This is a genomic window from Demequina sp. NBRC 110056, from assembly GCF_002090155.1.
GTDB lineage: Bacteria > Actinomycetota > Actinomycetes > Actinomycetales > Demequinaceae > Demequina.
The window spans coordinates 128,225-149,321 of the sequence record NZ_BBRM01000004.1; the positions used below are offsets into that span (position 1 = coordinate 128,225).

At 72.1% G+C, this 21,097-nt stretch carries 18 protein-coding genes; 6 read left to right on the forward strand and 12 right to left on the reverse strand.

Translation table 11 applies throughout. From position 1 onward, the window contains the following. Nucleotides 1-5: 5 nt before the first annotated feature. The 5 genes from B7K25_RS06920 to B7K25_RS06940 all read right to left on the reverse strand — a co-directional run bounded on the left by B7K25_RS06920 (nt 6) and on the right by B7K25_RS06940 (nt 5,949). The gene (locus B7K25_RS06920) at nt 6-1,376 is read right to left on the reverse strand and encodes a DUF6350 family protein (RefSeq protein ID WP_084105008.1); all 1,371 of its coding nucleotides are present in this window, start codon (nt 1,374-1,376) and stop codon (nt 6-8) included. Nucleotides 1,377-1,595: 219 nt separating this feature from the next. Next, on the reverse strand, nt 1,596-2,471 hold the full coding sequence (gene sucD / locus B7K25_RS06925) for a succinate--CoA ligase subunit alpha (protein ID WP_084105009.1): 876 nt from the start codon (nt 2,469-2,471) through the stop codon (nt 1,596-1,598). A gap of 11 nt (nt 2,472-2,482) precedes the next feature. Further along, the gene (gene sucC / locus B7K25_RS06930; protein ID WP_255376132.1) at nt 2,483-3,685 is read right to left on the reverse strand and encodes an ADP-forming succinate--CoA ligase subunit beta; all 1,203 of its coding nucleotides are present in this window, start codon (nt 3,683-3,685) and stop codon (nt 2,483-2,485) included. A gap of 213 nt (nt 3,686-3,898) precedes the next feature. Further along, nucleotides 3,899-4,546, reverse strand: coding sequence for a response regulator transcription factor (locus tag B7K25_RS06935; protein ID WP_084105011.1), 648 nt, complete (start codon nt 4,544-4,546; stop codon nt 3,899-3,901). Further along, complete coding sequence (locus B7K25_RS06940; protein ID WP_159450151.1) at nt 4,543-5,949, reverse strand: sensor histidine kinase; 1,407 nt, start codon at nt 5,947-5,949, stop codon at nt 4,543-4,545. Before B7K25_RS06940 ends, B7K25_RS06935 begins: the two co-directional genes overlap by 4 nt. 282 nt (nt 5,950-6,231) lie before the next feature. On the opposite strand from B7K25_RS06940, the gene B7K25_RS06945 reads away from it, so the two are divergent. Together B7K25_RS06945 and B7K25_RS06950 are read left to right on the forward strand one after the other, a co-directional pair. Then, nucleotides 6,232-8,421, forward strand: a complete 2,190-nt coding sequence (locus B7K25_RS06945) for an MMPL family transporter (protein ID WP_084105013.1) — start codon at nt 6,232-6,234, stop codon at nt 8,419-8,421. Between the two features lie 294 nt (nt 8,422-8,715). After that, nucleotides 8,716-9,150, forward strand: a complete 435-nt coding sequence (locus B7K25_RS06950; RefSeq protein ID WP_084105014.1) for a DUF2510 domain-containing protein — start codon at nt 8,716-8,718, stop codon at nt 9,148-9,150. Nucleotides 9,151-9,175: 25 nt separating this feature from the next. Here the strand turns inward: B7K25_RS06950 and B7K25_RS06955 are convergent, their stop codons facing one another. Next, on the reverse strand, nt 9,176-10,129 hold the full coding sequence (locus tag B7K25_RS06955) for an L-lactate dehydrogenase (protein ID WP_084105015.1): 954 nt from the start codon (nt 10,127-10,129) through the stop codon (nt 9,176-9,178). A gap of 182 nt (nt 10,130-10,311) precedes the next feature. Here B7K25_RS06955 and B7K25_RS06960 point away from each other — a divergent pair, with 182 nt between their 5' ends. Next, nucleotides 10,312-11,757, forward strand: coding sequence for a hypothetical protein (locus B7K25_RS06960; protein ID WP_084105016.1), 1,446 nt, complete (start codon nt 10,312-10,314; stop codon nt 11,755-11,757). Between the two features lie 12 nt (nt 11,758-11,769). Here B7K25_RS06960 and B7K25_RS06965 read toward each other — a convergent pair whose 3' ends face one another. From B7K25_RS06965 to B7K25_RS06990, 6 genes are all read right to left on the reverse strand, one after another. Next, nucleotides 11,770-12,408, reverse strand: a complete 639-nt coding sequence (locus B7K25_RS06965) for a hypothetical protein (RefSeq protein WP_084105017.1) — start codon at nt 12,406-12,408, stop codon at nt 11,770-11,772. 54 nt (nt 12,409-12,462) lie between these two features. Continuing rightward, nucleotides 12,463-14,844, reverse strand: coding sequence for a UvrD-helicase domain-containing protein (locus tag B7K25_RS06970; protein ID WP_084105018.1), 2,382 nt, complete (start codon nt 14,842-14,844; stop codon nt 12,463-12,465). A 55-nt stretch (nt 14,845-14,899) separates the two neighbouring features. Beyond that, complete coding sequence (locus B7K25_RS06975) at nt 14,900-15,319, reverse strand: hypothetical protein (protein ID WP_084105019.1); 420 nt, start codon at nt 15,317-15,319, stop codon at nt 14,900-14,902. 75 nt (nt 15,320-15,394) lie between these two features. Continuing rightward, entirely contained in the window at nt 15,395-15,925 is a 531-nt protein-coding gene (locus tag B7K25_RS06980) for a hypothetical protein (RefSeq protein ID WP_084105020.1), read from the reverse strand. 134 nt (nt 15,926-16,059) lie between these two features. Next, the gene (locus B7K25_RS06985; protein ID WP_084105021.1) at nt 16,060-16,710 is read right to left on the reverse strand and encodes a response regulator transcription factor; all 651 of its coding nucleotides are present in this window, start codon (nt 16,708-16,710) and stop codon (nt 16,060-16,062) included. After that, complete coding sequence (locus tag B7K25_RS06990; RefSeq protein ID WP_084105022.1) at nt 16,707-17,729, reverse strand: sensor histidine kinase; 1,023 nt, start codon at nt 17,727-17,729, stop codon at nt 16,707-16,709. Before B7K25_RS06990 ends, B7K25_RS06985 begins: the two co-directional genes overlap by 4 nt. 194 nt (nt 17,730-17,923) lie before the next feature. Here B7K25_RS06990 and B7K25_RS06995 point away from each other — a divergent pair, with 194 nt between their 5' ends. The 3 genes from B7K25_RS06995 (at nt 17,924) to B7K25_RS07005 (ending at nt 21,057) form a co-directional block, all read left to right on the forward strand. After that, complete coding sequence (locus B7K25_RS06995; protein ID WP_084105023.1) at nt 17,924-19,750, forward strand: PspC domain-containing protein; 1,827 nt, start codon at nt 17,924-17,926, stop codon at nt 19,748-19,750. Further along, nucleotides 19,747-20,292, forward strand: a complete 546-nt coding sequence (locus tag B7K25_RS07000; RefSeq protein ID WP_084105024.1) for a hypothetical protein — start codon at nt 19,747-19,749, stop codon at nt 20,290-20,292. Before B7K25_RS06995 ends, B7K25_RS07000 begins: the two co-directional genes overlap by 4 nt. Before the next feature lie 81 nt (nt 20,293-20,373). Further along, the gene (locus B7K25_RS07005; protein WP_144018911.1) at nt 20,374-21,057 is read left to right on the forward strand and encodes a hypothetical protein; all 684 of its coding nucleotides are present in this window, start codon (nt 20,374-20,376) and stop codon (nt 21,055-21,057) included. Nucleotides 21,058-21,097: the final 40 nt, after the last annotated feature.

Genomic DNA, 21,097 nt, shown 5'->3' on the forward strand with positions numbered 1-21,097 from the left:
GCGCGTCACCTGATGGTGGCTGAGCGGCGCTCGCCTGCCTGAGCGCTCGTGGCGTCGCCCGTGTCGCTCGCGTCGTCGCCGTCCGCCATCGGCGCCGATGCGCGCGTCCCGGCCGCGCCAGCGCTCACCTTCGCGCCGTCTCGAGCCGGCGTGCGCACCGTGGCGCTGACGGGCGCAGCGGGCCGCGATGGCGCCACGAGTCCGCGGACGAATCGCATGGCCAGTGCGACGAAGGTGCCCACGACAAGTCCAGCGGCGGTCAGTCCGACGAGCGCGGCGGCCACCGGGAGGGGATCGGGCCCGACCTCGGCGAACCGCCCGGGCCCCGCCGAGCCGGTCGCGGCGACAGCCATGCCCGCGCCGATCGCCGCGACCGTGCCGAGCGCGACGAGGTCCGCGAGCGCCTCGTCGCGCCAGCCGAGCGACCGGCGCGCGAGCACGACCCGCACCGCGGCCGCCGTGACGACCAGCAGCACCGGCGCCCAGACGAGCAGACCTCCCGAGGCCGAGGGGAGGGCGCCGAGGATCGGGACGCTCGGCAGCGCGTCGACCGTGAGAGCGTCCGGTGCGTAGGCGGTGCCCGTGCCGACGGAGAATCCCTGTCCGGTGAGCCACGCGAGCGCCCAGACGACCATCGTCGGCGCGTAGACGGTCTCCCCCGCCGCGAGGACGGCGGCGCCGACGACGTCGGTGTCGAGCGCCGTGGCGGCCGCACCGATCTCGAGGCGCCCCTGCACCGCCCACACCGTCTGGACGGCGGCGGCGACGCACAGGGCAAGGGCCGACACCCCGGCGCCACGACGGAGCCCCGCGCGCACGACCTCGGGCACGCGCGCGAGCCAGCCCAGCTCGACTCCGTGGGCGCGCCACACGCCGATCGCGGTGGCGACGCCCGCGAGCGCGACCGCGACCACGGTGACGACAGGCGCCGCGTCACGCTCCTCGGGCAGCAGGACGGCGCTCGTGGCGACCGTCACGAGGGCCGCATAGGTCGCGACCGCGAGCCCCCAGCTGCCCCACGTGCGCGCGGCGAAGCGTCGGGCGATCGCCGCGATGATCGCGCCGCACACGAGCGTGAGCCCGAGGGGCACCAGCGACACGGTGGCGCCGCCGATCTCGACGGGCAATCCGTGGCCCAGCAGCCACACCCGCGCGGCGGCGACGGCAGGGACACCCCAGTCGACACCGGTGGTCGTGCTCGCCTCCGGGGAGGCCGCGACCACGGCCATCGTCGGCGCCAGGACCAGCAGGTACGACAGCACCGCGCCCTGGAGCCCCGTGAGGATTCCTCCGAGCCACGCGGGCGCAGCCATCACCGCGGCGATCCCGCGGCGACCGAGCGCGCGCAGGTCGGAGGCAAGGGAGCGGGTGGACATGGGTCCATGGTCGCTCGCCGGCGGACGTTATCGGCGGATCGCCTCGCCCACCGGCGACACTACGCACCACTTTTCCGCGCGACACCCCGGCGATGTGCCCTCGTGCCCCTCCTGCAGCGGGGTGTCGCGCTGACGAGTGGTTCGCACTGTCAGCGGGCGAACGCGCGAAGGCCCGGCGCCGGAGACTTCCGGTGCCGGGCCTTCGCCGGTGAGACTGAGCTAGCTGAGGATCTCGCGCATGAGCTCGGCGGTCTCCGTGGGCGTCTTGCCCACCTTGACGCCGGCGGCCTCGAGGGCCTCCTTCTTCGCCTGCGCGGTGCCGGCCGAGCCGGAGACGATGGCGCCGGCGTGGCCCATCGTCTTGCCCTCGGGCGCCTCGAACCCCGCCACGTAGCCCACGACCGGCTTGGTGACGTGCTCCTTGATGTAGGCGGCCGCACGCTCCTCGGCGTCGCCGCCGATCTCGCCGATCATGACGATCGCGGCGGTCTCGGGGTCGTTCTCGAACGCCTCGAGGCAGTCGATGTGCGTGGTGCCGATGACGGGGTCGCCGCCGATGCCCACCGCGGTCGAGAAGCCGATGTCGCGCAGCTCGAACATCATCTGGTAGGTCAGCGTGCCCGACTTCGACACCAGGCCGATCTTGCCGGGGCCGGTAATGTTCGCCGGCGTGATGCCCACGTTCGACTGGCCGGGCGTGATGAGCCCGGGGCAGTTGGGGCCGATGAGCCGGGTGCCCTTCGACTGCGCGTACGCGAAGAACTCCGCGGTGTCCGCGACGGGAACGCCCTCGGTGATGATCACCGCGAGCGGGATCCCGGCGTCCACGGCCTCGATGACCGCCGCCTTCGTGAAGGCCGGGGGAACGAACAGCACGGTGACGTCGGCGCCGGTCTCAGCCATCGCATCGGCGACCGAGCCGTACACGGGGATGGTGGCGCCCTCGATCTCGACGGAGGTGCCCGCCTTGCGAGGGTTCACGCCGCCCACGATCTGCGTGCCCGAGGCGAGCATGCGCGTGGTGTGCTTCATGCCCTCCGAGCCGGTCATGCCCTGGACGATGACCTTGGAGTCCTTGTTGATGAAGATCGACATGTGCAGGCTCCTTAGGAGTTGGCCAGCTCGGCGGCCTTGGCCGCGGCGCCGTCCATGGTCTCGACGATGGTCACGAGCGGGTGGTTCGCGGCGGCGAGGATCTCGCGGCCCTCGTCCACCGAGTTGCCGTCCAGGCGCACGACGAGCGGCTTGGTCGCCGCGTCGCCGAGCGTCTCGAGCGCGCCGACGATGCCGTTGGCGACCTCGATGCAGCTCGTGATGCCGCCGAACACGTTGACGAACACGCTCTTGACCTGCGGGTCGTTGAGGATCACGTCGAGGCCGTTGGCCATCACGGCGGCGGACGCGCCGCCACCGATGTCGAGGAAGTTGGCGGGCTTCACGCCGCCGTGGGCCTCGCCCGCGTAGGCGACGACGTCGAGGGTCGACATCACCAGGCCCGCGCCGTTGCCGATGATGCCGACGGAACCGTCGAGCTTCACGTAGTTGAGGTCCAACGCCTTCGCCTTCGCCTCGAGCGGGTCGGCAGCAGCCTTGTCCTCGAGGGCCTCGTGGTCCTCGTGCCGGAAGCCGGCGTTCTCGTCGAGCGTGACCTTGCCGTCGAGGGCGATGATCTGGCCGTCCTCGGTGCGGACGAGGGGGTTCACCTCGACGAGGGTCGCGTCCTCGTTCGCGTAGACGGTCCAGAGCTTCTCGATGGTCTCCGCGACCGGCGCCTTGAGCTCCTCGGGGAAGTTCGCCTCGTCGACGATCTCCTCGGCCTTGGCGGCGTCGATGCCGGTGAGCGGGTCGACCGCGACGCGGGCGAGGGCCTCGGGGCGCTCGACGGCGAGCTGCTCGATCTCCATGCCGCCCTCGACCGAGCACATGGCCAGGTAGCGGCGCTCGGCGCGGTCCAGGAGCACGGAGAAGTAGAACTCCTCGGCGATCTTGGCACCCGCGGCGATCATCACGCGGTGCACGGTGTGGCCCTTGATGTCCATGCCGAGGATCGCCTCGGCGGCAGCCTCAGCCTCCTCGGGCGAGTGGGCGAGCTTCACGCCGCCGGCCTTGCCGCGTCCCCCGGTCTTCACCTGGGCCTTGACGACGACGGTGCCGCCTCCCAGCTTCTCGGCGGCGGCCTTGGCCTCCGCGGGGGTCTCGGCCACGATGCCGGGCAGCACGGGCACTCCGTGCTTCTCGAACATGTCGCGCGCCTGGTACTCGTACAGGTCCATGTGCGTCCTTGCTGTCGCGTGGGCGCGCCGGGTCAGCGCGCCCTTGTGGTTCGGTTCGCTCAGCCTAGTCGCCGTGTGTGTCCACAAGATGACGAGAGGCCGATGCGCGGGCGAGAAGAAGCGTGAATCTTGCCTCGCCCTGGCGGTGGGTTCTCGTCGGTCGCGCCCCTGCGATCAGCGAAAGGGATCCCTTTCGCTGCTCTCACCGCTGAGCGGAGCGAGAACGCTCCGCAGGGACGATGCGGCCGCTCAGAGCTCTGCCGCGTCGCCTGGCCGCACGAACCCGGACTCGTACGCGACGATGACCGCCTGGGTCCGGTCCCTCACGCCCAGCTTGGTGAGGATCGACGCGACGTGCGACTTCACGGTCTCGACGGACACGAACAGGCTGGCCGCGATCTCCTGGTTGGAGCGACCCCGCGCGAGCTCCCGCAGCACGTCCTGCTCGCGTTCGGTGAGGTCGGGCAGCTCGTAGCCGTCCGCGGCGGAGAAGCGCTCGATGACGGCACGCGTCGACGCGGGGAACAGCAGAGACTCCCCCGACGCGACCACGCGCACGGCCTCGATCAGCTCGGGCGGCGGCACGCGCTTGAGGACGAACCCGGCGGCGCCGGCGCGCATCGCCTCGAAGACGTACTCGTCGACCTCGAAGGTGGTGAGCACGAGCACCTTCGCCGCCGAGCCCGACTCCGAGATCAGGCGAGTCGCCTCGAGCCCGTCCATGCCGGGCATGCGCACGTCCATGAGCACCACGTCCGGTGCCGCGCGGCGGACCTCCGCGACGGCGGCGGCGCCGTCGCCTGCCTCGGCCACCACCTCCCAGTCGTCCTCCGACTGCAGGATGGCCTTGAGACCCATCCGGACCAGCGGGTCGTCGTCGACGATCACGATCCTCATGCGCTCACCTTGGCACGAGCCCTGCTCCACCGGCAGCACGAGGCGTCCTCGGCAGCGTCGCCGGGCCCCAGCGCGAGCTCGAGCGGGATGAGCACCATCACCTCGTACCCGCCGTCGCCGCGATCGCCGATGACGCTCGTGCCGCCCAGCAGCGCTGCACGATCGCGGATGCCCGCGATGCCGTGGCGAATCCCCGGACGCGCATGCCGCACGGCCGCGATCGGCTCCGCGCCCGCGCCGGCCGCTCCGTTGGTGACCCCGATCGCGAGCGCGTCGCCGAGCGTCGCGGTGTGCACATGGATGACCGCGCCAGGCGCATGCTTCGCGGCGTTCGTCACCCCCTCCCGGATGATCGCGTAGCCGGCACGCGACAGCGCCACCGGCACCGTCCGCGCGTCGAGCCGCCGCTCGATCTCCAGCCCCGCGGCGCTCGCCTGCGCGAGCAGCGACGGCACGTCGTCCAGCGTGGGAAGCGGAGCACGCGGCTCGGCGTCGTCGCCGCGGATCGCGGCGATGATGCGGTCGAGCTCGCCCATCGCGACCCGACCGCGCTCCTCGATGTTGCGCAGCGCCTGCCGCGCGAACTCCGGGTCCGAGTCGAAGACGTGCGCGCCGGCGCCGGCTTGGACGATGTTCATGGTGATCATGTGGCCGATGCTGTCGTGCAGCTCCTGGTCGATGCGCACCTGCGTCTCGGCAAGCTCGGCACGCTCCGTCGCGTGCGCGACGCGGTCCTCGTCGCAGGGCCCCAGCGCCCACCGCGCGAATGCGGTCGTCAGCGCCGTGAAGTGGTGGCTGACCCACGCGAACATCGGGACCGCGAAGGCCACCACGGGCGTGCCGACCAGCGTCCAGAAGGCCACGATGTCCACGACCTGCTGCGCCGTCTCCTCGCCGGGCCCCGGACCGGGGAGGATCCCCACGACGTACCCGGCCGCGATGATCCACGCCGCGATGAGCGTCACCGGCACCACGATCGCGCAGAGAGCGAGCGCGAAGCCCACGGGTCCCAGCACGATGCGCGACATCACCCACGCCAGCACCCGCCAGCTCTGGCCGTCGTGGAGGAGCGCATGCCCCCAGGTCCCCCAGTCGGACAGCGTCGGCGAGGACCCCTTCTCGTGGATGCGGTAGCCCCGCGGGGGCGGAGCCTCGATGTCGGCGTCCACGATGGCGTTGGCCATCCCCCGCTCGAGCTCGCCGATCGGCCGGAGGGTCCACTGCATGACGGCGAGGATCACCACGCCGACCCACACGATGATGAGGCCGATGCCCACCGCGTACATGGTCACGGCGTACGTGAACCACACGATCGCGAACGGCAACCCCAGCAGCAGGTAGGCGATCTCGCGCCAGGTGCGCGGAGACCACGTGACGGCGAAGTAGCGACCGATGGCTCTCATGCCCTCATCGTGCCTGGCAGCGCGCCCAGGCGCCCACACTCGCACGGCCAAAGGTGCCTCCCTCGCGCGGGTGAGCGCGCATCGGCGCTGCTCCCCCGGCGGTTCCCTCCTCGTCACCCCCAGCCACGATGCAGTTCCCTCCCGCCCGCGCTGACTTCGCTCTGCAGCGGGCAGACCGAGCCCACCCGCCGTTCCTAGCGTCGAATCGATGCGACGCATGGGTGCCGCCGTCGTGGCGGGACGACACCTCCGACGACGTCGCATCGCCTTCGGGGAGGAAGCATGACCAGGGGAATCACCGGGCGCATCGCCCGCGCCACGGCCGCACGGCCGTGGGTGACCATCGGGGTCTGGATCGTCGCGCTCGCGGGAGCGATCGTCGCGGCCGGGGGACTGGGCGACGCACTCACGCAAGACGAGCGGGTCCTCGTCGCCGTCGAGTCCGACAGGGCAGCCGAGATCGAGGAGCGCCTGCGCTCCGACGGGGACGGCACCACGAGCCACGAGGAGACCGTCGTCGTGCGGTCGCAGTCCGAGACGTTCGGGGAGCCGGCCTTCGACGCCGCGCTGTCGTCGCTCGCAGGCGCCGTCGGCGCCTTGGAGGACGTCGCCTCGGTCACGGTGCCGACGGCCGAGCAGCCCGCGCCCGTGTCCGAGGACGGCGCGACAGCGCTCGTGCAGGTCGCCTTCGTGCCGACCGTGAGCGAGGATGCCGCCGCCGCATACCTCGACGCGCTCGACGGCGCCGAGCTCGAGGGATTCACCTTCGCCTCGGTCGGGGAGCTGTCGGGAGAGCAGATGTTCGACACCCTGGCGGAGGAGGGCCTCATCCGCGGCGAGGCGATCGGCATCGGCGTCGCGCTCGTCATCCTGCTGGTCGTGTTCGGGGCCCTCGTCGCCGCCGGCATCCCGCTCGTGGTCGCGATCGTGTCGATCACGATGGCGGTGGGCGCCACCGCGCTGGTCGGTCAGGCCTTCGAGCTGTCCTTCTTCGTCGTCAACATGATCACGATGATGGGGCTGGCCCTGGGAATCGACTACTCGCTCGTCATGGTCCAGCGCTTCCGCGAGGAGCTGCACCAGGGCCGCACGGTGTCGGACGCGGTCGAGACTGCCGGCAGCACGGCGAACCGTGCGGTGCTGTTCTCCGGGATCACCGTCGTCATCGCCCTGCTAGGCCTGCTCGTGGTTCCTTCGACGATCATGCGCTCGCTCGGCGCTGGCGCGATCATCGTGGCGATCATGGCCGTCATCACCTCGCTCACGCTGCTGCCGGCCGTGCTGCGGCTGCTCGGCCACCGCGTGAACAAGGGTCGCGTGCCGTTCCGTCGCCCCGACGGCGAGCCGCGCCGCTGGCAGGCCATCGCCCGCACCGTCACCGGGCGCCCGGCGCTGTGGGCGACGGCGGGGCTTGCCGTGCTGGTGCTCCTCGCCGCTCCCGCAACGCAGATGCGGCTCACGTTCCCCGGGATCGATGCGCTGCCCGAGGACAACCAGTTCCGCGCGGGCATCGAGGCGCTCACCTCAGAGTTCGGTCAGGGTCAGTCGGAGACCGTGGTGGTCGTCGAGGACGCGGCCGACGCGCGTGCGCAGGTCGACGCTCTCGCGGCCTCCATCGAGGCCGACCCGGCCTTCGCCGAGACCACCGTGGAGTGGCACGGAGATGTCGCCTTCATCGACACGCGCGACACCTTCGACGCCGCCGACCCGCGCGCGGAAGAGGCCATCGACCGGCTTCGCGACAGCACGGTTCCCGAGGCTCTCGACAGCACGGGCGCGGTCGCGCACGTCGGCGGCGAGCAGGCGGGCTCCATCGACTTCACGGACGTGATCACCGGCATGACGCCGTGGGTCCTGCTCATCGTGCTCGGCGCGAGCTTCCTGCTGCTGCTCGTCGCGTTCCGTTCCGTCGTGGTCCCCGCGATGGCGATCGTGCTGAACCTTCTCTCAGCCGGCGCGGCGTTCGGCCTGCTCGTCGTGGTCTTCCAATGGGGCTGGGGCGCAGAGCTGCTGGGCTTCGCCCAGGTCGACGGCATCGCGCCGTGGATCCCGCTCTTCACCTTCGCCGTGCTGTTCGGACTGTCCATGGACTACCACGTGTTCCTCCTCAGCCGGATCCGCGAGCGGCACGACCAGGGCGCCCCCACGCGCGAGGCGATCTCCTACGGTCTGACCAGGACGGGGCTGCTCATCACGGGCGCCGCGCTCATCATGGTCGCGGTGTTCGGCGGCTTCGCGCTCGGCGACCTGTCCGAGTTCGCCCAGATGGGCTTCGGGCTGGCGGCGGCCGTCATCTTGGACGCCACGGTCGTGAGGTCGATCGTCGTCCCGTCGGTCATGACGCTCCTCGGGCGCCACAACTGGTACCTGCCGGGGTGGCTCGAGTGGCTCCCCCGCGTCAGCGTCGAGGGACCGTCAGCGGCTCCCGAGGCCGAGAGGGAGCCGGCGCTGGTGCCGGCCGGGCGCCGGTAACGCACCTGGTCCACCCGCTCCGTCCGCAGCGCCGATGCGGCAGCCGAGTCCGTGCGCGGGCTCGGCTGCCGTGGCGTCGGCTGGGGTCGGGGATGTGGGTGTGGGCTGGGATCCGGGCGTGGGCGGGTCGGGGACGTGGTCGTCGGCGGGATCGGGGCGTGAGCTGGGGTCGGGGCGTGAACGAGGGTCCGGGCGGCGAACACCGTCGCGCTGCCGACATGTCGCCGTGAGCGTGTCGCCGGGGCCGGCCGTGCCGGCACCGCTAGCGTCGGCCTCACTGACGAGGGGACACCGATGACCGAGTTCGCCGCCGGCTGGTACGCCGACCCATCCAGTCCCGCCCACCTGAGGTACTGGGACGGCGCGGCATGGACGCAGCACGTGACGCCCCATCCGTCGGTGCCGCCGCCACCGCCCGCGACCTCCGTGGCCAGCGAGGACTACGGGCCCGGCTCACCCCTGCACTACCTGGTGCCGGTGGGAAGGTCGGGGCTCGCCATCGCGGCACCGTGGATCGGCCTGGCGGCGCTCGTGATGTGCTGGGCACCAGTGATCGGGCTGGCGCTCGGCGTCCTCGCGATCGTCATCAGCATCATGGCCCTTCGCAGGGCGCGCGACGGCGGCCACGGCACCGGACGCGCCGTGGTGGGCATCGTGCTCGGCGGGATCGGCGCGATCATCGGGCTGATCACGACGGGCGGCCTGGTCTCGTTCCTGCTGACCAGCTGACCGCACCCGACCCGCAGGGCAGGTCTCAGACGGCGTCGAAGCGCTCCGCGGTCTCGCGGATCGAGCGCGCCGAGGCCTCGAGCGCCGCGCGCTCCTCGTCGTCCATGGGCATCTCGAGCACGTGCTCGATGCCGTTGCGGCCGACGATGGCGGGGAGCGACATGCAGACCTCGCCGACGCCCGGGTAGTCGATGAGGGTCGACACTGGCATGATGCGGCGCTGATCGCCCAGGACCGCCTCCACGATCCGGGCGCCCGCGGCGCCGACCGCGTAGTTGGTCGCGCCCTTGCCCTCGATGATCGTGTAGGCGGAGCGCATCACGTCGTGGTGGATCTGCTCGCGCGCAGCCTCGTCCATCACGATCTCGCCGTCGCGGCCTCGGAACTCCTTGAGCGGCTGGCCGCCGATCGACGCGGACGACCACAGCGCAACCTCGGAGTCGCCGTGCTCGCCCGCGATGTAGGCGTGCACGTTGCCGACGGCGACATCGCACTTGGCCGCGATCTGGTGACGCAGCCGCGACGTGTCGAGCGCCGTGCCCGAGCCGAACATCTGCGCCGGATCCATGCCCGACTTCTTCAGCGAGGCGAGCGTGACGACGTCGACCGGATTGGTGACGAGGATGTAGATCGCGTCGGGCGCGGCCTTGATGAGCGGGGGCAGGACCTTGTCCATGAGGCTGATCGTCGCGCCTGCGAGGTCCATGCGGGACTGGCCTGGCTGCTGCTTGGCGCCGGCCGTGATGACCACGACGTCCGAGCCCTCGACCACGCCGATGTCATCGGAGCCGAGCACCGTCGCCTCGGGCATGAACTGGATGCCCTGGGCGAGGTCAAGCGCCTCCGCCTCCACCTTCGCCTTGTTGATGTCGTACAGCGCGACGGTGCGCGCGAAGCCACGCATCAGGCCTGCGTAGGCGAGGGTCGCGCCGACGGCACCCGCGCCGACGATGGACACCTTCGAGGTCTTGGCTTCCACATCTCCTCCAGCGATCGAACGGACCCGATCAGCCTAGCGAGCGCGGCGGGTGCATGGGGATCGGAAGTTCCCCGCGGGTCGCGGCTCACCGTCTAGGCTCGTCCAGTGGAGGAGCGAAGGCACCGCCACTCGCCGCACCAGCTCGACGACCGCACGACAAGCGCACGACACAAGGGGACGCCATGCCCAGACCCACGAAGGCCGAGATCGAGGCCCGCCTGCTCGAGCTCGAGGCGGAGAACGCTCAGCTGCGCGCGGCCGCGGAGGAGGCACGCGCCTCGGCCGCCACCGAGGTCGAGCCGGCTCCGCCCGTCGACGAGGCGCCCGCGCCGCGCGCTCGGCGCTCGCGTGGCCGAGCCGCCGTGGCCGTCACGCTGATCGTCATCGGCGCGCTGGTGGCCCCGCTCGCTACCGTGGCCGCGTTCACCGCGCGCCAGCTGTCGGACACCGACGTCTTCGTCGACACGCTCGCTCCGCTCGCGGACGAGCCCGCCGTGCAGCAGCTGATCATCGACGAGGCCGCCACGGCCATCGACGAGGCGCTCGACACCGACGCGCTCGTGGCAGATCTGCTCGACTCGATCATCGACGAGGACGAGCGGCCGCGCCTCGCTGTCGCCTCCGAGCGCCTGGGACCGCTCCTCGCGGACCAAGCGCGGACGGCGACGCGCAGCGCGCTCACACGGGTCGTCGAGTCGGATGCGTTCCCGGCGATCTGGGAGCAGGCCCTGCAGCTCACCCACGTGCAGATGGTCGGCGTGCTCGAGGCGGACGAGGAGGGCGCGGTGACGATCGACGATTCCGGCGTCGTCGCGATCCAGCTCCAGCCGATCATCGCGCAGCTCAAGCCCGCCCTGGTGGACGCCGGCTTCAGTCTCGCGGACTCGATCCCCGAGGTCGACGCGACCATCGTCGTCGCGGAGATCCCGCAGATCGCCCAGGCCCGGCTCGGGTACGCGCTGCTGCTCACGATCGCTCAGGTCCTCCCCTGGATCGCGATCGGGCTTCTGGTCATCGGCGTCGCGATGCACCCGCGCTCCTCGAGGGCGGTCGTCCTCGCTGGCACGTTGGTGCTGATCGAGGGCGCTTTGCTCGGCAGCGCGATCGCGCTGGGCGGCTCCGTCGCGGCGGCGTTCATCGCGTCGCAGGTGCCGACCGCCGCCACCATGGTCGTGTACCAGGCGCTCACCGCCGAGGTCGCGGCGGTCATGCTCGCTTACGTGGTCATCGGCGTCGTCGCGATCATCGCTGGCCTGCTCGCGGGCTCGAGCCTCGCGGCCGCCCGCGCTCGCGCGGCAGGCTCGCGGCCGATCTCTCGCGTGTCCGGCTGGCTCGACGCCCACGGATGGCGCCCCTCGGAGCTCTCGCTACTGCTCCAGCGACAGACCTGGGTGCTGTGGGTGTGGCTGGGAGCGATCTTCGTGGTCCTCGCGGCGACGTTGCGCCCCCTCACCCCCGGCGGGGTCCTGCTCGGCACGGTCATCCTTGGCGTCGCGGCACTGCTGTACGCGATCCTCCGCGGCACGGAGACCACGTCGCGCGGCGCGGCTGCCGACGCCGACGGCGAGGACTCGTCGCCCGCTGCCGTCGAGGGCGCCGCGGATCGCGATCCGTCGATCGCCATCTAGCGCGACGGCGCGTCAGGACGCCAGGAGCGGAACGCAGGTCGGCGCGAGCGGCTCGACCGCGCGGGTGATGGCCGCGCCGGTGGCGCCCTCCGACTCGACGGTCGTCACCGAGAACGCCGTCTCGACGCACCACACCATGTCCCCGCCGATGACCTCGGCACCGGAGGAGCCGAGGCCGTACTCGCCTTCCCAGCGCGACGTCGCGCCCTGCGGGCCCTCTCCCATGACACGCATCCGCACGGCCTCGCCGCCGCACCGCGTCGCGAGCTGGGAACCCGGCGACCCCAGGATGAACTCATCGAGCTCCTCGTCCTGACCCTGCTCGAAGGGATTCGGGCATCGCGGGTTCCACACCAGGACTCCACCCTCGAGCGCCTCGACGCTGTCGTCACACGCGGCCGTCGACTCGACCGACAGCGAGGGGTCGGTGAGAACCACGTCGAGGCTCACGACAGTCTGCGTGTCGATCAGCGGCACCCGCCGCGTGACGACCAGGTCTCCGCGCAGCACGACCCGGCCGCACACGGCGTCGTCCGTGGCCGGCGACTCCACCGCGTGCACGGTCGTCGCCCCAGCGCGCACGGGCACCACCGTCGTCACCGCGACCGCCGCGATGACGGCGAGAGTGCCGCCCACGACCCACCAGCGCATCGTCCCCCCGATCCCTACCCCTGAGGGAACAGTAGGGCGCGACGCCCTCCCGCGCTACAGCTTCTCGAGGTTGTTGAAGCGGAGCACCAGGCGCTTGACGCCGCCGTCGCCGAAGTCGACCACGGCGACGGCGTTGCGGCCGACGCCCTCGGTGCCCACGACCTTGCCCATGCCGAACTTGTCCGACACCACGCGCTCGCCCGCCTCGAAGCCCACGTCGCCCGAGCCGCCGGGCGGCGACGGCGGCACGCGCCGCGTGCGCACCGCTCCGGCGCGCGCGTACGAGTTGCCGTCGTCGCGGTCCTGCGATCCCCCGTAGCCGCCCGACGAACCGCCGGAGCCGTAGCCCATGCCGGACCAGGACCCCGACCCGCGGCGGTCGCCGCGACCGCGCGAGCCGAGCGACGATGTCTCGGACACGGTCCACTCGACGAGCTCCGCCGGGATCTCCTCGCAGAAGCGCGAGGCGCCGAAGTACTGCGGTGCGCCCCAGCTCGCGCGCACCTGCGCACGCGTGAGGTAGAGCCGCTCGCGGGCGCGCGTCAGCCCCACGTAGGCGAGCCGCCGCTCCTCCTCCATGTCCTTAGGGAGGCCGGACTCGATGGAGCGCATGTGCGGGAAGGTGCCGTCCTCCATGCCGGTGAGGAACACCACCGGGAACTCCAGCCCCTTGGCGGTGTGCAGCGTCATGAGCGTCACGACTCCTCCCGACCCGTCCGCGTCCGGAAGCTGGTCCGCGTCGGCGACGAGCGCGACCTTCTCGAGGAAGTCCGCGAGGGTCCCGTCGGGGTTCTCCTCGGAGAACTCGCGCCCCACGGCGACGAGCTCCATGATGTTCTCGACGCGAGAAGCGTCCTGCGGGTCGTCGGACGAGCGGTACGCGGCGAGCATCCCGGAGCGGTCCGCGATCGCGTCGAGCACCCCTGCCGGACCGTTGTCGGCAGCGAGGGACCTCAAGTCGTCCATGAGCGAGACGAACTGCTCGATCGCCCGGACCGCGCGTGCCTGCAGACCCGCGTCGGCCGCGAACCGCAGCGCACCTCCGAAGCTGACGGGCGCATCGGCCGTGGTGCGCTCCCGACGCACCCGGTCGATCGCCTCGACCGAGGTGTCCCCGATGGCGCGCTTGGGCGTGTTGACGATGCGTCGCGTCGCGACGTCGTCGGCCTCGTTCACGACAGCCGCCAGGTAGGCGAGCATGTCCTTGATCTCCTTGCGCTCGTAGAAGCGCGTGCCGCCCACGACCTTGTACGGGATGTCCGCGCGCATGAAGCGCTCCTCGATCACGCGCGACTGCGCGTTGGCGCGGTACATGATGGCGACGTCGGCCGGAGCGACCTCGTCCTCGCGCATGAGGCGCGCGATCTCGTCCGCAACGAACTTCGCCTCCTCCTGCTCCGTCTCGCCGGCGTAGCCGCGGATCTTCTCCCCCGCGCCCGAGTCGGTCCAGAGGTTCTTGGGCAGGCGGCCGTCGTTGTTGGAGATCACGGCGTTCGCGGCGGACAGGATGTTCTGCGTCGAGCGGTAGTTCTGCTCCAGCCGCACCGTGTGCGCTCGGGGATAGTCCTTCTCGAACTCCAGGATGTTGCGGATCGTCGCGCCGCGGAACGCGTAGATCGACTGGTCCGAGTCGCCGACCACGGTCAGCTCGCCGGGAGGCAGGGACGCATCGTCGGCGGGGCCCACCAACTCGCGCACGAGGACGTACTGCGCGTGGTTGGTGTCCTGGTACTCGTCGACCAGGATGTGGCGGAAGCGCTCCCGGTACGTGCGCGCGATGGCGGGGTTGTCCTGCAGCAGACGCACGGTCTTGACGATGATGTCGTCGAAGTCGACGGCGTTGGCCGCCTCGAGTCGGCGCTGGTACTCGCCGTACGCGCGGCCTGCGGCGTGCTCGATCGAGAAGCGCGACGCCATCTCGGTCGCCGCGAGCGCAGCCGCGGGGTCGATGAGCTCGTCCTTGAACGTCCCGATGCGGTTCAGCAGCGCCTTCGCGGTGAACTTCTTGGGGTCGATGTCCAGCTCCTTCATGACCAGCTTCATGAGGTTCTGGGAGTCGGACGAGTCGTAGATCGAGAACGAGGACTTGAGCCCGGCCGCCTCGTGGTCGGCGCGCAGGATGCGCACGCACGCGGAGTGGAAGGTCGCCACCCACATGCGCCGCGCCTCGGGTCCGACGAGCTGCTCGACGCGCTCGCGCATCTCGCCCGCAGCCTTGTTGGTGAAGGTGATCGCGAGGATCTCGTGGGGCCGCGCGCGGCCCGACTCCAGGAGGTGGGCGATGCGGTGGGTCAGGACGCGGGTCTTGCCCGATCCGGCGCCCGCGATGATGAGCAGCGCCTCACCCTCGTGCAGCACGGCCTCCGCCTGGGAGGGGTTCAACCCCTCCACAAGCGGCGAGTGGGGGGAATCGTCGATATCGAACAGCGCATCCATGACCCGACGAGTCTAGGCGGTGACGCCGACACGCGGGGACCCCTCCACAGGGCTGTCAGGAGGCCTTGGCGGCGACCGTCCCGTAGCGCTCGAGCGCCGCGAGCGCGGCGTCGGCGGCAGCGCGCACGTCCGCGTCCTCGTCGTACTTCGACAGGCCGAGCAGCATGCGCCACACCTCGCGATCGGCCGGCGCCTGGCGAGCGGTCGCGAGGATCGCGAAGCAGCGCGCCACCGTCGCTCGCACCTGCGGGCGTCCGTCGCGGGCGAGCGCCTTCAGCTGGGGGATCATCCGCACCAGATCGCCGATGCGCTCGTTGCGGGCGGCCGACCGCGCGGCGGCGTCGGGCGTCACCGCGTGCGCGGGTCCGATCCGCGGTGCGGGCTGGCCCGCCTGGTGGTGTCCCACCCAGAACGCGAGCGCGCGCAGGCGCGCGTCCTCGTCGTGGCGCGTCGCCGCGCCTGCCATCGTGCTCATGTGATTCGGGCGCGCCCATGGCGCCCGCTCCTGAGGCACCAAAATACCCCAAATGCCCCGCGCCGCAAGGGGCGATCAGGACGCGATGCGCGGGACCTCCGAGCGCCCAGCGAAGGCGGGCAGCACGCGTCGCTGGACGCCGGTCAGGACCTCGGCCGCGACCTGCGTCGGGTCCGCGCCCGCATGCACGGACCACCGCAGGTCGGGTGTGCCCAGGAGCTCGCGCAGGCGGGCTCGGACCCCGCCGACGGAGGCGACATCGCGCGGGACGTAGACGGTGGGGTCCGGCGTCTCCGGCAGCCCCGCCTCGAGTCCCCGCCACTGCGCCCACGCCTCCCGTGGCACGGCGAGGACGTGCACGTCGAAGCGGAGCGCTCCCACCGTCCCCCACGCGAGCGGCGCGAACCCCAGACCGAGGTGCCAGACCTCGCTCGGCCACCGGAACGCATCGGCCTCCCGCACGAACCCCCACGACTCGAGCATCGGCGCCACCTGCACGTCGAGCATCGCTCGGTAGACCCGCCGAGCCGAGGGCTCGGTCGCGATCTCAGGGAGCTCCGCTCGCAGCCGACGGGACCGGCCGCGCTCCACGAAAGGCACGCTCATACCTCCTGTTCTACACAGAAGGGACGCGCTCGTCCTGTCGAGCCGGCCGCGTTCACCCTGCGTTCAGGCTCGGCCTCACGCGCCGTCGGGCCGGAAGGAGCGCCGATGCGCGAGCCGGGTCGTGGACCTCCGCGTCAGACGATGCGGCGCTGGGCGGCCCAGTGGGCGAGCTCGTGGCGGTTGGTGAGCTGCAGCTTGTGGAGCACCTTGCCCACGTGCGTCTCGACGGTCTTGATGGAGATGAACAGCTTCTCTCCCACCTCGCGGTAGGTGTAGCCGCGGGCGATGAGGCGCATGACCTCCTGCTCGCGCGCGGTGAGCTTGTCGAGGTCCTCGTCGGCCGCGGCGACCTCGCCGCCCGCGGCGCCGAACGCGTCGAGCACGAAGCCCGCGAGCCGGGGCGAGAACACGGCGTCCCCGGACGCGACCCTGCGCACCGCATCCGACAGCTCAAGACCCGAGATCGACTTGGTCACGTAGCCGCGCGCACCCGCGCGGATCACCGAGACCACGTCCTCGGCGGCATCGGAGACCGAGAGCGCGAGCACCCGCGTGCCGTCGACGCGCCCCTGGAGCTCGGCGAGCACGTCGAGCGCCCCGCCGCCCTCGCCGCCCGGCAGGTGGACGTCGAGGATGACCACCTGGGGCCGTGTCGCGAGCACCTCCGCGACCGCGGACTCGACGTCGCGCGCCTCCCCGAGCACCTCGATGTCGTCGTCGAGGGACTCGCGGACCCCCACCCTGATCACGTCATGGTCGTCGACGATCACCACTGTCACGCTCATCGCGAGCCTCCTGTCGGCATGTGGATGGACACCTCGGTGCGCGCCCCGGGCGCGCTGCGGATCTCGGCGCTGCCGCCGTGGCGCTCCACGCGCCCCATGATCGACTGGCGGATGCCGAGGCGATCCTCAGGCACCGCGTCGGGATCGAATCCGGGGCCCGAGTCGCGCACGAACACCTCGTACTCTCCGGCGGCGAGCTCGGCGTAGACGCTGACGGGGGCCTCGCCGTGGCGGGCGGCGTTCGCGACCGCCTCGCGCGACGCCTGCACCGCCGCCCATAGCCGCTCCGTCGTCGGCGCGTCGCCCACGCACACCACCTCGATCGCGACGCCGTGTGCGTCCTCGACCTCCGCGACGGCATCCTGGAGCGCCTGCGCCACCGACTCCTCGACGCTCGGACGGTCCTGGTAGAGGTACGAGCGCAGGTCGCGCTCCTGCGCGCGGGCGAGGCGCGCGACCGCGTCGGGGTCGTTCGCCCGCGCCCGGATGAGGGTCAGCGTCTGCAGCACCGAGTCGTGCAGGTGCGCGGCGATCTCGGCGCGCTCGTGCTCGCGCACCCGCTCCTCCCGCTCGATGCCGACCTGGCGGATCAGCCGCATCCACCACGGCGCGAGCAGCAGCGCCGCTCCGACGGCGACCACCAGCGGCGTGACGATGGCCCGCACCACCAGCGCATCGGTGTACTCCCAGGCGGCGAACCACCACAGGGCGCCGATGCCGAGCGCGAGCCCGACGAGCAGGCGCACCCAGGCGTCGCGGCGGAACAGCCCCGCGACGTCGAGGCGTCGCGCGTCCTGGCCGAACGCGCCGTCGAGCGGGCTCCAGACCAGCCCGAGACCCGCGAGGTAGATCACGAGGGGGATGGCCCACGGCGCCAGCTGGTCCGTGCCCCAGCGGTCGACGGCGAGCACGCCGGCGACCACGAGGAGCGCTCCCCCGGCGAGGACCCTCCACACCATGGGCACGCCGGAGCGACGCGCGAGCGGGCGCGCCAGCGGTCCCCGTGCCTGAGCGGTCATGGAGTCATCGTCACACAGCGCCACCCGCTCCCACGCGCGCATCGGCCGATATCAGGGGCGCCCGCGCGGGAAGTTCAGGGGGCGTATCAGGGGGATACCTCATAGCGGCTGCGCCGCGGTGGCGCCGAGACTGGAGGCATCACCTGGCCCGGCCGACTCCTCGGCGCAGGGCGCGACGACTGACAGGGAGAGCCATGAGCGACACACCGCAGCCTCAGAAGGAGGCCGCGTTCTTCACCTCGATCCGCGAGTGGGGGCTGATGCGCGGGGACAACGGCGTCGTCGGCGGCGTCGTCGAGGGGCTCGGGGAGCGCGTGGGCATGGCCCGGGTGCCGGCACGCCTCATCACCGTGCTCGCGTGGCTGCTCCTGCCGGGCCTCGTCATGCTCGGCTACGCGGCCGCCTGGGGCCTGCTGCCGGATCGCAAGGGCAACATCATCGTCCAGAACTTCGGCCGTGGCGTCACGAATGTGGGCGCGCTGCTGGGCATCGCGGTCCTGACCCTGTTCGGGCTCGGGGGCCTCAACGGCGGCCCGATCTTCAACCTGTTCGGCTGGGACGGCGACCCGTTCCCGTGGGACAACCTCGGCCAGGTCTCCAACCCGTTCGAGCTGCTCGCGAGGATCCTGTCGATCGCCATTCCACTCGCCGTCGTCGCAGGCATCGGCGTGCTGATCTTCGTGCTGGTCCGGCGCTCGCGCGGCAACCGTCCGCCGGGGTCGGGCGGCCCCTACGCGCCCGCCGCACCGGCTCCCGCGGCGCCGGTGGGCGACACGGACGCCTCCCCGTCATCCGAGGCGGCCGATGCACCCGCCGCGTCGGGCGACGACGTCACCACCGCTCCAGACGACGAGGCCGACGCCGTCGAGGGCGACCGCACCGCCGCGCCCACCGCCGCGCTGTCCGCGGGCGGGGCCACGGCCGCTGCCGTGGCCCCCTCGACCGCGGAGGTGCCCGCTGGCGGCGCGCCGCAGCCGTGGGAGCCCGCGCTGCTCCCCGGCGACCCGCGCGCCGGAGCCGCGCCCTCGAAGGGCGCCTCCGCCGGCCTGGCGACCGCATCGGCGCTCGGCGCGACCTCCACCTCAGCCCACCAGGGCACGGCGTGGCAGGGCTCGGGTCGGACCGACGCTCCGGCCTCGGGCTCGGTGTACGACCCCGCGCTCGGTGGCCCTGCTCCGTCCACGTGGAGTGCGGGCCCACCCACGCCGCCGCCTGCGCCTCCCGCGCCGCGGCGCCCGGCGCGCACCCCCGGCCCGGGCAAGGGCGCGTGGCTCGCGTTCCTCGGCGTCATCCTGCTGGCGGGCGCCGTGGTGTTCAGCATCGAGCGTGCCGGGCAGCTCGCCGTGAGCCCCATCCTTGCGTGGGGCGCCGGCGTCACGATCGGGCTCGGTGCGATCCTGCTCATCGTCGCGCTGTCAGGGCGCCGCCTGGGCTTCCTCGGGTTCCTGTCCGTCGTCGCGGTCCTGCTCAGCGTGATCCTCGCGGGCAACGCCTCCGAGATCCGCGAGAACTACGACGGCGCGTGGGGCTGGTGGGACGACCAGCCGAGCTGGGAGCCAGTCGAAGCCGAGGAGGCGGAGCCCGAGCCCGAGACCACCCCCATCGACCTGACCGACGAGCTCGACGGCCAGTACGGGTCGATCTACGCCGCGGGCGCGTGCACCACTCCCGTGCTCATGGAGTCGTGGGAGGACGTCTCCCTGTGGGGCGACGACACGGCGACCATGCGCCTCGACGCCGTGACCGCCGACACCGACATCGAGCTGTCCGCCACGTACACCCGCGTGGCCTTCCCCGCGGGCACCGGCCTGGAGATCCAGGGATCCGGCGAGACCACCATCGTGTGGGAGGACCGCGACGTGCGGTGCTACGACTGGAGCGAGATGGTCGAGGACGAGTGGGGCGAGCCCACCGGGGCCGAGGCCACCACCGTGCTGCGAGCGTCCAACGCGGACGAGCCCGTGCTGACCCTGACGAGCCGCGACGGCGCCGTCATCTACCTCGAGGAGGTCGTCCAGTGACCACCGCCGCCCCCCGCCGCCGAGCCGGCCAACGTCTCTCAGCCGCCCTCTGGGCGCTGCTCGTGATCGGCGCCGGCGCCTTGTCGATCGTCGCCTACTCCGGTGCCGAGATCGACCTCGAGCTCGCCGCCATCATCCTGCTCGCCGCCGTCGGCGGATGGATGCTGCTGTCCGCCGCGCTGTCGGGACTGGGACGCAAGCGAGAGATCGCCGCGGCCACCGCACCCACCGTCGAGGAGACCACCGAGGCCAGCGTGGAGGCCGCGGTGGCGACGGCGATCGCGGATGCCGACGCTGCAGTGACCGACGCCGCCGAGGAGGTCCGCCGCAGCGTCGCCGAGGTCGCCGAGCCGTTCACGCGCTCGGCCGATCATGCCGATGACGCGACGGGGGACGGGGCTGCTCCCGATGCGCCGAGCGCGCCGGAGCCCGTCGAGGACAGCGATGTCGCCCCGAGCGACGCAGACGCGGAGACCGAGGACGTTGGAGCCGACGGCGACGTCGACGCTGGCAAGGCCGATGACGAGGGCCGTTCCCGCTGACTCGTCGCGCCGTGGGGGAACGCCCTCCGCGGCGCCGGCGTTCACGATGAGGACCGACGGACCCGACCGATGGAGCTCGCCATGACCTCGTCACGCTGGACCGCTCCCCTCCTCGCTGCCCTGCTGCTCGCCGGATGCACCGGGGACGCAGACGGCGACCAGCCGGCGACGTCGGAGGGGACCATGGCACCGGCGACCACCGAGTCCGAGAGCACCGGTAGCGGCGCGTCGATCGACGTGGACTCGGGCGGAGACCCGACCGCCGACGCGCAGGATGCTGGCGGAGCGGCGTCGCTCGGCACGGCCGCCGCCACGGTGACCGTCGTGCTTCCCGATGGCTGGCAGTACGAGGGCACCTACGGCGACGGCACGGTCCCGTATGCCGTGCTCGTCGACGCCTCGCAGCCCTTCGACCTGTCCGAACCCGGCTCGGAGGCATACCGCGACTCGGTATGGGTGCAGGTCGAGACGTATCGCATCGGCGCGGAGTCCCCCTGGGGCACCATGCCCGAGGACCCCGCCGAACTCGCGGCGACGGCCGCCGAGCGTCGGGACGGCGATGCGACCGTCGTGGACGGACGCGGTGTCGCCCTCGTGCACCTGGTCGCCGAGGACGACGACGGCCGTCGTGTAGATGAGCTGTTCGCGCGCCACGGCGACCTGTGGATCCTGGCGCGGCCGTCGAACGTCGACGTCGAGGGCTACGTCGACGGCGAGGACGTGCCGATCCTCGTCGCGTTGCTCGACGAGTCGGAGATCGCGTAGCGACGCTCAGGCACCATCGGCGTGGGGAGACGCTGCTCGA